Origin of the sequence: Butyrivibrio sp. LB2008 (genome assembly GCF_000621565.1) — a bacterium.
In the GTDB taxonomy this organism is placed as follows: Bacteria; Bacillota; Clostridia; order Lachnospirales; family Lachnospiraceae; genus Butyrivibrio.
On sequence record NZ_JHXZ01000013.1, the window covers coordinates 110717 to 125292 of the forward strand.

A 14576-nucleotide genomic window follows, 5' to 3' on the forward strand; every position below is an offset into this window, starting at 1 on the left:
TTTACCACTCAAATATTGCTATTTGAGCAATTTTTGTTACATTTCTTTTAACGTCGCATTGTATCCAATAAAGTTGTATCTTATATCAGATTCAGTAAGAGAATGTCTGCAAAAATTGTCTGAGTCTGTCCGTCTTCGGATTGTCAAAAAATTCTTTAGGCTCCCCTTCCTCAACGATTCTTCCGTTATCTATGAACACCATACGATCCGCAACCGCCCTTGCAAACTGCATTTCATGGGTCACGATTATCATTGTTCTTCCCTCTTTTGCAAGCGAAAGCACAACATCCAATACCTCGCGTACCATCTCGGGATCGAGTGCCGCAGTGATCTCATCAAGAAGAAGTATCTCGGGATGCATTATAAGCGCCCTTACAATCGCCACTCTCTGCTTCTGTCCGCCTGATAACTGCCTTGGGAAACTGTCTTTCTTGGTCAAAAGACCTACTCTCTCAAGCAAGCCCAGTGCTTCCTTTTCCACTTCCTTCTTATCCCTCTTCTTAACCTTTACAGGTGCAAGCATCAGATTCTGAAGAACGGTAAGATGCGGAAAAAGATCGTAGCTCTGAAATACCATACCGGCTTTTTCCCTGATATTTCCTATATTCTTACTTGCAGAATCAACCTTCTCACCCTCGAGAAGGATCTCACCGTCCTGAATATCTTCAAGTGCATTAAGGCACCTTAGGAACGTACTTTTCCCGCATCCGGAAGGGCCTACTATCACTACGACTTCGCCTCTTTTTACCGTGAGGTTCATATTTTCAAAAACTGTTATGTCTTCATATCTTTTGCATACATTGTTAACTTTGAGTATCTCTTCCATATCAGGTCTCCCATTTCTTTTCTAAATATCTTGAAAGCATGCTGATCGGCCAGCATGCTGCAAAGTACAGCAAAAATATCACCAGGAACACACCAAATGCCGCTGTCGGAGATGCTTTCCTGTTTGCCTCGATTATCTGTTGTCCTACTTTAAGTACTTCAACAATTCCTATCATCATCACAAGACTCGTAGTCTTGATCATTCTGGTAATAAGATTTATAGAAAGCGGTATCATGCGCCTTATAATCTGCGGAATTATTACATATATATAAGTTTGCAATTTGTTAAGTCCAAGTGATATGCTGCTCTCGTACTGAATTGCCGGTATGCTAAGAAGCGCTCCGCGCACCAGATCTGCCATCTCAGCCGTTCCCCAGAACGAGAACACGATGACGGCAGCCGTCTCAGCCTCAAGATTGATACCCAGCGCTTTTGTCGTTCCGAAGTAGACAATAAAAAGAAGCACCATCTGCGGCATTATCCTGACAATCTCAAGGTAAATCCTTGAAACCACCGTAATGACCGGATTTTTTAGCGTCATCAATATTCCAAGCGCCACTCCAAGTACAATGCTGATCGCAACGGATACAAAACTTATCTTGAGCGAAACGGCAAGTCCCGTCAGGAGCCTTATCATATTATTTCCCTTTAATAAAACTTCAAATCCCATATGCTCACACTCCTAACGTCCTAAATCTTGCTTTTTTCTCAATATAGCTTCCGATTGCGGAAACAGGAAGCAGCATCACTATATAGAAAATAACCAGCAAAAACAGCGCTTCCTTCGTATCATAGTAAAGTCCTATCAGATCTTTTGCCGTAAACATAAGGTCCATAAGGCTTATCGCAGAAAAGACACTTGTCTCTTTGAGAAGGAATATCACATTGGCGAGTATTCCAGGAACACTCTGTGAAAGCGCCTGCGGCAGTATTACCGATAAAAAGAGCTGTTTTCTTGATAAACCAAGTGCGAGCGCACTCTCTGTCTGAGAACTTGGTATGCTTTCAAGACCGCTTCTAAATACTTCAGCCATATAACTTCCGCCGAGAAGCCCGAGTCCCACAAATCCGCATGTTTCCGCAGAAATTGTAAGGCCAACCTTGGGAAGTCCGAAATAAATAAAAAAGAGCTGGACAAGAAGCGGTGTATTTCTGAAAAGTTCTACATATACAACTGCAACTCCCGACAAAAACGGAATCTTAAAGTGCATCACAAACGCAACTATAATTCCTATCGTCAGTGCAAGAAATATGCCAAGCCACCCGATCTTCACCGTCAGGAGAAATGCTTCTATATATAATGGTATGTAAGAAATTATGACCTCTAAGTTCATCCTGTGTTTTCCTTTTAAACGCCGATTGGGAGAGCCCGAAAGCTCTCCCTCTCATATATTGTCAGTGCTGTTTTTATAAATTATTTTGCAGATGATGCTTCAGTTGCAGCTTCTGCAGCCTCTGAAGTAGCTGCTGTGCTTGCTTCCTCAGAATCCTCTGATGATGCTTCCGCAGCTGCGCCGTCTGAAACCTTTCCGCCTTCAACTACAAGTGTTTCCTCATAGTCTTTTCCATATGTCTCAATGAGAGTTGCCTCGTAATCTGCGTGGAAGAAATTCTCTTTGCCAAGGCTCTCGATCTCACTGTTGATCCACTCAAGAAGTGTGCTGTTGCCCTTAGATACTGCGGGAGCAATAGTATCCTGGCTTCCAAGTGAAGGAATACCTACAACATATCCCTTATTCTCGATCGCGTAAGCAATAACCTCTGTGTTGTCATTTGCCCAAGCCACGCCTGTTCCGTTTTCAAAAGAAGTCTTTGCTGTTGCATATGTATCGAACTTCTGAAGCTTGATATCAGGATAATTCTTCTCAAGATATGTCTCAGCTGTTGTTCCCGAGATAACAATAACCTGTTCATCAGCCTTAACCTCACTAAGATCCTTGATCACTTTACCCTCAGGTGAAACAACTCCAAGTGCCACATTCATATAAGGAAGTGCGAAATCAACCTTCTCAGCTCTCTCCTCAGTAACCGTGAAGTTTGCAAGAACTATATCAACCTTACCTGTTTCAAGATACTCAACTCTGCTTGCCGCCTCAGTTGATACAAAGTTGATCTTTACACCAAGATCCTCACCAAGCTTATTTGCAAAGTAAACATCATATCCCTGATATTCACCGTTCTCATCAACATATCCAAATGGATTCTTATCAGAAAATACTCCGATATTGATCTCTCCACTCTCCTTGATCTCATCAAGTGTTCTATAAACCTTGCTATCACTCTGCTCCTGCGCCGCCGAAGCCTCACTTGTCTGCTCCGCAGCCCCTTCCTTCGCCGAAGCAGATCCGCATCCCGTAAGTGCAACAGCTCCAAGTGCAAGTGTCAGTGTTGTTGCCAAGATTCTTTTCAAACTATTCTTTTTCATAATATTACTCTCCTCGTTTAATACATTTTCTTTCTAACTTAAATTCAACTGTTGATTTTTAACGGGTCCGTTTCGTAATCGATGAACAAATATTACTTCTATTCGCCTATTAGGTCAATAGGTTTTACGATAGCTAATCTTTATACCTCTTGATAGCTTGCACTTATCCCCTCCTAACTTCCGCCATTAGGCGCCCTTGTCGAAATTTAGGCTGGAATATAACGCAAAGGTCTGCTATAGTTACTTCGAAGCCCGAAACAATGAGACCTTGAACGATCAAGGCTTGTATGGAAAAGAGGTAGAAAAAAATGAAAAGAACAGTAACGACGTTACAACAACAAAAGTTGGAAGGCCGTAAGATTAGCATGCTCACATGCTACGACTACACAACCGCATGCCTTATGGAAGCGGCAGGCGTAGACACAGTGCTGATCGGCGATTCTCTTGGAATGACCATGCTTGGGTATGATGACACCCTCCCTGTTACTATGGAGGACATGATCCACCACACCAGAGCTGTCTCAAGAGCACTCCACAACACCTTCCTCATAGCTGATATGCCTTTTTTGTCATATCAGACCTCAACCTATGATGCCGTCATGAATGCCGGCAGATTAATGAAAGAAGGCCACGCACAGGCTGTAAAGCTTGAAGGCGGCGCTAAGGTCTGCGAGCAGATCGAAGCCATCACCAAAGCGGACATTCCCGTGGTCGCACATCTCGGACTGACTCCTCAGTCGGTCAATGCCTTTGGCGGATTCAAAGTACAAGGCAAAAACAAAGCGCAGGCAAAACAGATTCTTGAAGATGCACTTGCAGTAGAGAGAGCCGGCGCATTCATGGTAGTTCTTGAATGTATTCCCGAAAAATTAGCAACACTCATAACTCAGCAGCTTTCAATTCCAACAATCGGAATCGGAGCAGGAAACGGATGCGACGGACAGGTCCTCGTCTATCAGGACATGCTCGGAATGTTTGAAGGCATCAAGCCCAAATTCGTTAAACAGTTCGCTCAGATTGGAAAAGAAATGAAAGAAGCCTTCAGTGCTTATGACGAAGCTGTAAAAGCAGGTTCCTACCCTTCAAAGGAACACTCTTTTGCAATTGACGATGATGTCATAAATTCCATCATCCCGGATCTTCCGATTCAGGCAAAAGCACAGGCAATATAAGGAAATACTTATCAGAAAACAATACATCATAGAGAGGGCAAACAAATGATAATAGCCAGTAAAATAGATGAAGTAAAAGAACACGTAAGAGAATGGAAGAAAACCGGATACTCAATAGGACTTGTTCCTACAATGGGATATCTTCACGAGGGACACGCAAGTCTTATAAAAAGAGCCGTCAAAGAAAATGACAAAGTAATTGTCAGTGATTTTGTAAATCCCATACAGTTCGGCGCAAATGAGGATCTTGCAACATATCCGAGAGATTTTGTCACAGACTGTAAGATGTGCGATGAGCTCGGAACAGATCTTATCTTCCATCCCGATCCGGCAGAAATGTACAGCGACAACTTCTTCTCACATGTGGGAGTAGATACACTTTCCAAGGGACTTTGCGGCAAGAGCAGACCTACTCACTTTAACGGAGTCTGCACGGTAGTCACCAAACTTTTTAACATCGCCGAAGCTGACAGAGCCTATTTCGGAGAAAAAGATTATCAGCAGCTCGCAATCGTTCGCAAGATGGTTGCCGACCTCAACTACAACATCGAGATAATAGGATGTCCCATCATAAGGGAAAAAGACGGCCTTGCAAAAAGCTCAAGAAACACCTATCTGAATCAGTCAGAAAGAAGCGCTGCCCTCATCCTTCATAAGGCACTTACAAAAGGCGAAGAAATGGTCAGAAGCGGTGAAAAGAATGCAAAGAAGATAATCGGAACGATCAGAGAAATAATCGAATCAGAGCCTCTTGCCAAAATCGATTACGTAGAACTTGTAGATTCAGAAAAGCTTCAGCCAGTAGAGACCATCAACGGTCCGGTTCTTACCGCACTTGCCGTATATATCGGAAAGACAAGACTCATTGATAATTTCTTCGTTGACTCGGTCTGCTGACGATCACAATAAATGAATAAGGATAAATGCTTATGAATATAACCATGTTAAAAGGTAAGATTCACCGCGCGACCATAACTCATGCCAAACTTGATTATATAGGAAGTATCACCATCGACAGTGAGCTTATGGAAGCTGCGGGGATTCTTGAATATGAACAGGTGCAGATTGTTGATGTACAGAACGGAAACCGATTCGAGACATATACCATAGCCGGAGATGCGGGAAGCGGAATGATCTGTTTAAACGGCGCCGCCGCAAGACAGGTATGCATAGGTGACAATGTGATAATCATGTCCTACTGCACAATTGATGCAGGTGAAGCAAAGACGCATAAACCGACCGTGGTATTTGTGGATGAAGCCAATAAACCTGCACGCATCACAAGCTACGAGAAGCACGGGAAACTCGCAGATCTACAGTAGAGCCCGGCTCCGCCTAACAGAAAACATTTGATAGGATTTTCCTCTCAAATGAAAAAAGGGAGTTCACACTAACTATTAGCATGAACTCCCTTGATTTTTAGTTGGCATCAGCATATTTTGCTGCAAACTCTGAAATTGTTCCGTCAGCGAGCATCTTGTCGATTGCCTCGTTGATAGTATTAAGAAGCTCTGTGTTTCCTTTCTTAACTGCGATAGCATATTCCTCTGACTCGAAAGCATTGGAATCTTCAACGATAACAAGACCTTCGTTGTCACCAACAAAATCTTTTGCTGTAGCAGAGTCGATAACTACTACATCACACTTACCGTTTACAAGCTCAAGAATGCACTCTGTTCCCTTTTTAAATGCTTCATACTTGTATCCGAGATCCTGAACAACAGTCTCACCTGTATATCCCTGAACAACAGCGATTGCTTTACCTTCCATATCAGCTGCAGTCTTGATATCAGAACCTTCCTTAACAACCATAACCTGTGTTGCTGTGTAGTAAGGTGTTGAGAAATCAACAGTCTTAGCTCTCTCTTCTGTAGCTGTCATACCTGCGATAGCTGCATCGATCTGACCATTCTGGATTGCCACAAGAAGTGAATCAAATTCCATGTTTGCAATCTCAACATCTTTTCCTGAAATCTCACCGATCTTAGATGCAATAGCCATATCAATTCCGTCATAACCATCGATGACACCGTTTGTTGAGATGTACTCAAAAGGCGGAAACTCTGCGTTTGTTCCGAATACGATCTTATCAGATGATGAAGATCCGCATCCTGTAAGAGATGCAATGCTCATTACCAAAGTAAGTGCAACAGACAGTATTTTCTTTTTCATATTTTTCATATCTCCCTTTTTGCGCCGTTTTTATTATAAGACCTTGCTCAAGAACAACTTTGCTCTCTCGCTGGTCGGATGGCTGAATATCTGTTCCGGAGTTCCCTCTTCCATGATGATTCCCTCATCCATGAAAAGAACTCTGTTCGCAACTTCCCTTGCAAATCCCATCTCGTGAGTAACGATTACCATAGTCATACCGGTATCCGCAAGTTTCTTCATAACATCGAGAACTTCTCCTACCATTTCAGGATCAAGTGCCGACGTGGGTTCATCAAAAAGCATTACTTCCGGTTCCATCGCAAGCGCTCTTGCTATAGCAACACGCTGCTTCTGTCCTCCGGAAAGCTGTATTGGATAATTGTCGGCTTTTTCCACAAGTCCGACTTTATCAAGAAGTTCAAGCGCCTTATTGCGCGCAGCTTCCTTGGTCATTTTTTTAAGTTTGACAGGTGCATAGGTAATATTATCTATGATAGTCATATGTGGAAAAAGATTGAAATGCTGAAATACCATTCCCATCTTCTGGCGGATCTTGTTGATATCCGTCGCAGGGTCATTTATCTTTTCACCGTCAAGGAAAACCTCTCCCTCGGAGATTTCCTCAAGCTGATTGAGACATCTTAAAAATGTGCTCTTTCCGGATCCCGAAGGGCCGATCACAACCACTACTTCTCCCTGTTTAATCGAAGTGGTGATGCCGTTTAAAACTTCCAAATCTTCAAATTTCTTTTTAAGGTTCTTTACTTCAATCATATCACTCATGGCATTCTCCTCATCGTATGTCTGACTTACGGAGAGTGTTCTCAACTCTCTTAAGTGCCATTGTCAGCAACTTGATCAGCACATAATAGATAATCGCTGTTCCGATCAAAGGCATAAATGCCAAAAATGTAGAACTCTTTATGAAATCACCGGCCTTCTGAATATCCATAAGACCTACATATCCAACGATAGCTGTTTCTTTTATAAGAACGATGAACTCATTGCAAAGTGCAGGGAAAATGTTCTTGATAGCCTGCGGGATTACGATTCCCATGAGAGTCTGTCTTGCATTAAGTCCAAGCGATCTTCCCGCCTCGGTCTGCCCCTTATCAATAGACTGGATACCAGCGCGGACAATCTCAGAAACATACGCACCGGAATTTATACCGAACGCGATTGCTGCGATGATCCATTTGGGCCAGCGAACACTTGCGAACACAACGAAATAAATAATCATCAGCTGTGTAACCGACGGTGTTCCTCTGATAACATCTGTGTATATCGTACCTATAACCTTAAGGATCTTATTCGATGACATGTTGCACATCGCGATCAAAAATCCAATGACAATACCGATAATAACGGCAACGAGCGATACCTTTATCGTCACGCCTATACCGTCGATAAGCATCAGGTATCTGTTCTCTTCAATAAAACAACGGTTGAAATCCTCAACCAATTTTGCGAACCACTCATTCATACTAAAAACTTCCTCAACTCATGTGGGTTATAATTGCTTATGCAAAAATACCACATAATTATGCATTTTTCAACAAGCTTCTGTAATGCTCTATCTGCTTGCTCCTCCGCCATCGGAACCGCCTCCGCCAAAGCCACCGTCGTAACCTCCTCCATAGTCGTTACGGTTATAATCTATAAAATCGCTAAAAAATTTTCCCATCTTACTTTTGCGTTTTCTCTGATTAGGAAGGATAAGACGGCTCTTATTGCGTTCCATTTTTTCTGCATATTTAACACCCCAAACCATTCCAGCTATGAGTACCCCAAGAATTCCGAATACAACGAACCCTACTATGCCATCGCCCGGTTCTTCTTCAGTTTGTTTCAGATTGTTTGCAGTCGTATATTCATTGCTGATACCATAGTAACTATAGAAAAATCCTACAACCGCCTTTGTCGTTTCAAGTGCGGCTCTTGATGTACTGCTGTCTCTGTAAGGAACATAGTATGTATCAAGTATGTCCCCCGCCTTTTCGTCTGTGAGCTCATCATCTATGCCTCTTCCAACCTCAAGGCGCACATGATTTCCTTCTTTCTGCATCAGCAAAAGAATTCCGTTATTTGTTTCTTTTTTACCGACTCCCATCTCATTCATGAGCGTTGTCGCATATTCCTCGATAGACAGATTTGAATCTTCATAGGAAACAACCGCAACTTCAGCCGTAGTTTCTTTTTCCAAAGTTACAAGTATTCTGTTGATCGTATCTTCCGTTTCGGCGTCTATCATATCTGCCTCATCATATACAAAAACTCCTTTTGTAGTCTGCGGAACATACACCTCATCTTTGGGCATAAGGATTGAAACAACAGGTATTAGCACAGCCAACGCTATAACTATATATACTAATTTATTATTCTTCTTTTTCATCGTTTAGAACTCCATCTTGGATAGTTCTGCATCGAGATTTGCATAAAATCTGGATATATGCAAACCATCGATAAGCGCATGGTTTACAAAAACAACGACTGGGATAGTCGTCTTCTCTTTTTCAACGACATTACCGTCTTCCAGTGCAAGATACTTCTCTGTCTTGTACTTGCCCCAGACAATATTCGGAACAGAGAATTTCGAATCAGGATATGGCATTGTTCCGCCGGTAAAATCCTGCCACGGAACACATGATGTGAACAGATGGCTTCGCGAATCTCCCTCTTCTTCAAGGTGCTCTGCATTAAGCGCTTTCTCCTGCTTTACCTTGGCTTCCGCAAGATATTCACTAAGAGGCTGATCGGTATTGACCATGCAATATCTGTATGTCTCGTCAGGAAGCGCCACTGTATATGAAGGATTACAGTAAGAATATTCTATAATACCGTCTTCCTCTATTCTCTGCCTGAACTGCGGAACGCTGTTGGCTGCTCGGGCGATCGCATACTGAAAGCAGAGGAAAAAGGGATATCCCGCTTTTTTTAGCCTTTTTATCCAATCAGAAATATCAACCTGAACAGTCATAGTCACAAACGGGTATTCCATATTGCGAAAATGATCGAAGTGATCTTTCCTTGGATATGTCGTCATGTCGATGTTCTTATACGTTGTCTTTTCCATTTATCATTTCCCCTTAGTCTATAGGAGTAAAGTCTAGAAGTGTCGCAGCAAAATAGTTTTCACGGTATTTCTTATACTCTGCTTCGCCGCCGGTGAATTCAACATCATTGTCAAAACTGTTGGTCTCTCTGGTAAATCCAATATATGTAGCATTGCCATTTTCATCATATTCTTCATGAATACAGTCTTTCATCATAAGACCGTTCCCTTCAGGATTTACGAAATATACCTCGTATGAATGGTGGTTGCATGCAAATATAGCGCCGTCTTGAACGGCAACAGGATAGGCCGTCCCCGCTGAAGATACGTTTCCAAGGTTCTTTACAACACCGTCGACTTCGCCATAGAGAGCCACATCTATTGCAAGATTTTTTCCCTTATCTTTATACACATTTTCAGCCAGAGCAAGAACATCCCCATTATAGCCTTTGAGCTGAATATATGCATATCCCTGCCCTTTCTTGAGGTATGAGATCACTTCATCGTAGCTCTCAAACTCAGTCTTTCCTGCAACCTCTTCAACAAAAGAGCTGATATACATCTCAGGTTCCGGCGGCATTGCTTCTGCAACCGCCCGGATATCAAAACCTTCAAGATCACTTGCAACAGTAGAAAGACTGTATGCTATACCTATCTCTATGTCATACCAGGTGCAAAGATCTGCACATTCATCACCGTTGTATCTGTAGAATTTCGCATCCATGTTGCCGCCGCCCCATGTTGCAAGCTTGCCTTCATCTTTAGAAGACCATTCATAGTTCATTCCGGATATATCCGCAAATTCAGATGCCCCGTACTGTGTTCTGGCTGTAAATTCTTTTCCGTCAAGTGTAAATGTTGCCTGTATAAGCGGCGCTTCATCTCCCTTGCTTTCCATCATGCTCCATGTAACATTTTCCGCGCCTTCGGGAATTGTAAAAAGTCTTACGCTCCCATTTTTAGCCTCTTCTTCCGTGATATCTCTCCATGGATTGGCAAGCTTCGTTTCTTCGGAATCCGAGCTCATTTCAGTATTGCCGGCTTCAGCGTCATTTGCATCAGTTGTCTCAGATGAAGCCTCTGCGCTTTGCTCTGCATTGGCACCGCCACATCCTGTAAGCATGAGCATTCCGGCCATAATCAAATAAACAATCTTCTTTTTCATCTCTTTTCTCCCTTAAATCAATTAAAAAATGTTAGCTTCAAAAATTCCGCCACAGTCAGATTTCTGCCACGGCTTTTCCCCTTCGCCGCCCTCATACATAAATGACTGTGTTTTCTCATTATATGTAGCATTTCTAAAAGATATATCTACCGATCCGTTTTCGTTGTCGGTTCTCTGATAATAATTTATGTTGATAACCCCGTTATCTCTTCTGTAAATATGCCCGAGTTGAAAACCTGCTGCCTTTATCTCACCCGCAATGTCGAAGCCGCATGCAGAATTAAGTTCTTCCTCTGTAAGCTCTTTGGACGCATATTCCTTGAAATCAGATGTGTCTTTATCATAGTAAAAGAAATATTCTTTCCACGTATGGCCTGTATAAAGCCCTTTCTCAAGTCCTGGGCCATAATCAAGCACCACGTCCGGATTATCCGCATCCTCTGCCGATTCAAATTCAAGAGACATATCATAATTATCTACATTAATGCAGTAATCACCTGTATCCTCCGACTTATAAAAGCCGCCGATTCCTGAAATAGCTGACGACTTGCAATCTCCGCCGGCTATATAGAAGACATCCGTCACACTGCTTGACATGAAGGCTCTCTCTATCAGAATAAAATTCTTATTCTCTGTAGGAAGAACGTTTATAGCTTTGCCGTCATGAGCAACAAATGAAAACTCTTCCTCTACCTTCTCGCATACTTTGTCGGAAGCAAACCACACTTCGCCCTCGCAGGTTCCCATTTCCTTGTCCACTTCCTTGCCAATATATACGAAGGCATCCATCGATCCGTCTCCGTCAAAATCATCAACCAGAGATTCTCTTGCAAGTTCAGGAGCGACTGCGGCTGTATCAATGATCTTTTGTACAAGTGCCTCTCCCGTTGAAGCTGTCGTACTTGCTTCAGTTCCTGCCTCAACTGCCTGACTCGATACTTCCGCCACCGCAGTATCCTGTGTATTCCCCTCATCCTGCGTCGTTTCTTTTGCACCGCACGCTGTCAGCATCAGCGCCGCCAAAAGTGTCCAAACCAATTTTTTCTCTCTCAAATCATTACTCCATTTCTTAAAAACAACGGTTTTATAAGCTTTACTAGACTCGACAAAACCTCGTCAAGTGACCTTGTATGGTTCGCACTAAGCTCGATAATACCTCGCTAAGTGCTCTACACACAAAAAGTACATGGAAGCCTTTTCTCCCATGTACTATATTATAACATTACTTATTATTTGTGACTTCTTATACATCACAGCCCCATTATCTCGCCATAGATCATAACCGCATTCCTCACACAGTCTTCGCAGGGGCACAGCGGTTTACCAACCACCACAAATCTCGCTCGGTTGGCAGACGTCATCAACTCCGCAAAATTGCCTGCCTCCATGGCAAATTCTACACACAGTTATACATTTTGACTTTCCTCTACGTTACTCAAATTCAATTACAAACTTTATACCCGTAAAATCCACCTCACATTCGCTTGCTTATACGTGTATAGATTGATTTCCGAGATTCTATGCCCGTAAGAATACTCCTAAATTCACTCACTTCTACGTGTACAGATTGATTTCCGGGATTCTATGCCCGTAAGGCTACTCCCAAATGCACTTTCTTCTACGTGTACAGACTGATTTCCGAGATTCTATGCCCGTAAGGCTAGTGCAAAATCCACTTTCTTCTACGTGTACAGATTGATTTCTGAGATTCTATACCCGTAAGAATACTCCTAAATTCACTTGCTTCTACGTGCACAAATCGTTTTCCGAGATTCTATACCCGTAAAGCCATTCCCACATTCACTTGCTTCTACGTGCACAAATCATTTTCCGAGATTCTATACCCGTAAAGCCATTCCCACATTCACTTGTTTCTACGTGCAAACATCATTTTTCGGATTCTAATGTCCGTAAAGCTACTTCAATATTGAAACGTATACTTTAGCCAATGCCCGCATTCACATAACAATCCCTCATACGAGATCAAACACACCAAAACTTTTTTCTTATTAGAAACTGCTATATAATCACCTTAAGAATAAATCCTCACCGTGAGGAACAAATTTTTCAAGGAAATACCATATAAAAAATGCAAACACCCTGCCCCTAATGCTCTTAGACGCGATAGCAACCATGATCATAGCATGGGGGAGTATAATATTTTTTAACAACGCTTCGTTTATTGCGTTCCCGACAGCGCTCATAATAAAAAAAATCATATTTGTAAAAATAATTGGCGAATATAAAAATCCCAGAATATATGGCTTATCCATACTTATTACTTCTGTTACCTTCTTTACATTATCAACGCTGGTTATCGAATTATTCGTAAGACTAATTTTTGAACTCAGCCTAATAAATGATGCCATGAAAATATCCTGTATATCTCTGCCTTTTATGCTGGCACCGGACCTCATAGTAGGTCTATGGATATTTAGAAAAAAAATAAAAGAATGGCTTTCAAGAAAATTTCATTGATAAGCCATTCTATAATCATGCCGCAACAATTCTCGCTCTGAAAAGTCCCAGCCGGAATCTTGCGATATTAAAAAAAATTCGAATCACAGCCCCATTATCTCGCCATAGATCATAACCGCATTCCTCACGCAGTCTTCGCAGGGGCACAGCGGTTTACCGTCTGTGACGGTCTTTAGATCTTTGCATTTTAATGCACCGCATCTTTTGCCAAACTCTTCCTGAATCTGCTTGGTAACTCCAAGAGTTCCTTTGCCTTCTGTCTTGAGGCCTGCTATCATTCCTGCACCAATCAAGGCTCCGCAGGTTGCTTCAAGATTGCCCATTCCCGCACAGAATCCGGCAGATACCTGTTTGAGCTGTTCCTCCGTAAGTCCTGTCTGATCTGCCAAAGCCGCAGTCACTGCCTGTGCACAGTTATACATTCCGGAATTCTTAAGCTCCACAGCCCTCTCAGCTCTTTCTTCTAATGTCATAAATTCTCCCTACCTTTCTTTGCCTTTATCTTGCAAATGCCCTGTGTCATTGTTCCCATTGGACAGAAAGAACACCAGGTTCTCTCTTTGTACATTGCCATCACTATCAGTCCTATCAGAGTGGATGTCAGCATAAGGCTGTAAAAGCCAAATCCGAACTGCGCCACCCAATCGGGGAAGACACTTCCATTATACGCCCATTTCCATGGTACTTTAAATGTCCAAAAGAGCTTTACTACTTTCTTAAGCGACTCTGCTCCCGAGAACACAAGATAGGTCTGAAATATCATAGTTCCAAACATTGTCATAAAAAATGTGAGGAATCCATACCTGAACCACTTTGAGGAAATCCACTTAGGCGCCGGCTTTTTTCGCGAGCACTTAAGATTCCTTCCAAGTACCCAGAAAAGCTGACCCCTGCCGCACATGTGATTGCAAAACCATTTATTTCCACCGACTATCGCAAAGATAAGAGGAAGTATGAAATCGATCATTCCAAGCCAGGCAAATAAGATATTAAAGAATCCGAGTGCAAAATAAATGATCGTCCATATCCAAAGATAGTCGTACCATTGCTTTTTCTTATTTAATACCATCTTGCACCTCCACTACTTTTACAGATCCTGCCGGACAAGCTTTTTCGCATATACCGCATCCCACGCATTTAGAAACATCAACAACCGCATAAATGCCTCTATAAATGTCAATCGCTTCCCTCGGACATTGCAGCGCACAGACTCCGCAGGCTACGCATCTGTCTTTGTCATTAGTCGCCTTTCTCATAAAAATTCTCCTTAATAAAAGATTTACTTGTTTTTCTAATCTGATGCT

The 14576-nt window shown here is 42.4% G+C and carries 18 protein-coding genes; 3 read left to right on the forward strand and 15 right to left on the reverse strand.

Annotated features, from left to right (window positions below):
• Positions 1 to 91 precede the first annotated feature (91 nt).
• From T356_RS0103340 to T356_RS18205, 4 genes are all read right to left on the reverse strand, one after another.
• Entirely contained in the window at positions 92 to 826 is a 735-nt protein-coding gene (locus T356_RS0103340) for an amino acid ABC transporter ATP-binding protein (protein WP_026513278.1), read from the reverse strand.
• 1 nt (position 827) lies between these two features.
• On the reverse strand, positions 828 to 1496 hold the full coding sequence (locus T356_RS0103345; RefSeq protein ID WP_026513279.1) for an amino acid ABC transporter permease: 669 nt from the start codon (positions 1494 to 1496) through the stop codon (positions 828 to 830).
• Between the two features lie 4 nt (positions 1497 to 1500).
• Positions 1501 to 2160, reverse strand: a complete 660-nt coding sequence (locus T356_RS0103350; RefSeq protein ID WP_026513280.1) for an amino acid ABC transporter permease — start codon at positions 2158 to 2160, stop codon at positions 1501 to 1503.
• A gap of 80 nt (positions 2161 to 2240) precedes the next feature.
• Positions 2241 to 3251, reverse strand: a complete 1011-nt coding sequence (locus T356_RS18205) for a transporter substrate-binding domain-containing protein (protein ID WP_081777731.1) — start codon at positions 3249 to 3251, stop codon at positions 2241 to 2243.
• Between the two features lie 308 nt (positions 3252 to 3559).
• Between T356_RS18205 and panB the strand changes: the two genes are divergently transcribed.
• The 3 genes from panB to panD are packed head-to-tail and all read left to right on the forward strand — an operon-like array spanning position 3560 to position 5745.
• Positions 3560 to 4423, forward strand: coding sequence for a 3-methyl-2-oxobutanoate hydroxymethyltransferase (gene panB, locus T356_RS18210; RefSeq protein ID WP_051563116.1), 864 nt, complete (start codon positions 3560 to 3562; stop codon positions 4421 to 4423).
• Between the two features lie 45 nt (positions 4424 to 4468).
• Positions 4469 to 5320 carry a pantoate--beta-alanine ligase gene (panC, locus tag T356_RS0103365; RefSeq protein WP_026513281.1) on the forward strand — a complete coding sequence of 284 codons (852 nt, stop codon included), beginning with the start codon at positions 4469 to 4471 and terminating at the stop codon, positions 5318 to 5320.
• Positions 5321 to 5352: 32 nt separating this feature from the next.
• A complete protein-coding gene (gene panD, locus T356_RS0103370; protein ID WP_026513282.1) occupies positions 5353 to 5745 on the forward strand; it encodes an aspartate 1-decarboxylase in 393 nt (130 codons plus the stop codon).
• A gap of 97 nt (positions 5746 to 5842) precedes the next feature.
• Here the strand turns inward: panD and T356_RS0103375 are convergent, their stop codons facing one another.
• From T356_RS0103375 to T356_RS0103430, 11 genes are all read right to left on the reverse strand, one after another.
• Positions 5843 to 6595, reverse strand: a complete 753-nt coding sequence (locus T356_RS0103375; protein ID WP_026513283.1) for a basic amino acid ABC transporter substrate-binding protein — start codon at positions 6593 to 6595, stop codon at positions 5843 to 5845.
• Positions 6596 to 6628: 33 nt separating this feature from the next.
• Entirely contained in the window at positions 6629 to 7360 is a 732-nt protein-coding gene (locus T356_RS0103380; RefSeq protein WP_304412644.1) for an amino acid ABC transporter ATP-binding protein, read from the reverse strand.
• Positions 7361 to 7370: 10 nt separating this feature from the next.
• Positions 7371 to 8060: an amino acid ABC transporter permease gene (locus T356_RS0103385; RefSeq protein ID WP_035780301.1), complete on the reverse strand. Its 690-nt coding sequence runs from the start codon at positions 8058 to 8060 to the stop codon at positions 7371 to 7373.
• A 90-nt stretch (positions 8061 to 8150) separates the two neighbouring features.
• On the reverse strand, positions 8151 to 8969 hold the full coding sequence (locus T356_RS0103395; protein ID WP_026513286.1) for a TPM domain-containing protein: 819 nt from the start codon (positions 8967 to 8969) through the stop codon (positions 8151 to 8153).
• Positions 8970 to 8972: 3 nt separating this feature from the next.
• Positions 8973 to 9650 (reverse strand): CatA-like O-acetyltransferase, encoded by a 678-nt coding sequence (locus tag T356_RS0103400; protein ID WP_026513287.1) that lies wholly within the window; start codon positions 9648 to 9650, stop codon positions 8973 to 8975.
• Positions 9651 to 9663: 13 nt separating this feature from the next.
• On the reverse strand, positions 9664 to 10794 hold the full coding sequence (locus tag T356_RS0103405; protein WP_026513288.1) for a hypothetical protein: 1131 nt from the start codon (positions 10792 to 10794) through the stop codon (positions 9664 to 9666).
• Positions 10795 to 10815: 21 nt separating this feature from the next.
• Complete coding sequence (locus tag T356_RS0103410; RefSeq protein ID WP_026513289.1) at positions 10816 to 11847, reverse strand: hypothetical protein; 1032 nt, start codon at positions 11845 to 11847, stop codon at positions 10816 to 10818.
• A 974-nt stretch (positions 11848 to 12821) separates the two neighbouring features.
• On the reverse strand, positions 12822 to 13163 hold the full coding sequence (locus tag T356_RS0103415) for a hypothetical protein (protein WP_026513290.1): 342 nt from the start codon (positions 13161 to 13163) through the stop codon (positions 12822 to 12824).
• A gap of 192 nt (positions 13164 to 13355) precedes the next feature.
• Positions 13356 to 13745 carry a C-GCAxxG-C-C family protein gene (locus tag T356_RS0103420; protein WP_026513291.1) on the reverse strand — a complete coding sequence of 130 codons (390 nt, stop codon included), beginning with the start codon at positions 13743 to 13745 and terminating at the stop codon, positions 13356 to 13358.
• Positions 13742 to 14341 (reverse strand): 4Fe-4S binding protein, encoded by a 600-nt coding sequence (locus tag T356_RS0103425; protein WP_026513292.1) that lies wholly within the window; start codon positions 14339 to 14341, stop codon positions 13742 to 13744. The genes T356_RS0103420 and T356_RS0103425 overlap by 4 nt, the downstream gene beginning before the upstream one ends.
• Positions 14328 to 14528, reverse strand: a complete 201-nt coding sequence (locus T356_RS0103430; protein WP_026513293.1) for a 4Fe-4S binding protein — start codon at positions 14526 to 14528, stop codon at positions 14328 to 14330. Before T356_RS0103430 ends, T356_RS0103425 begins: the two co-directional genes overlap by 14 nt.
• Positions 14529 to 14576 lie beyond the last annotated feature (48 nt).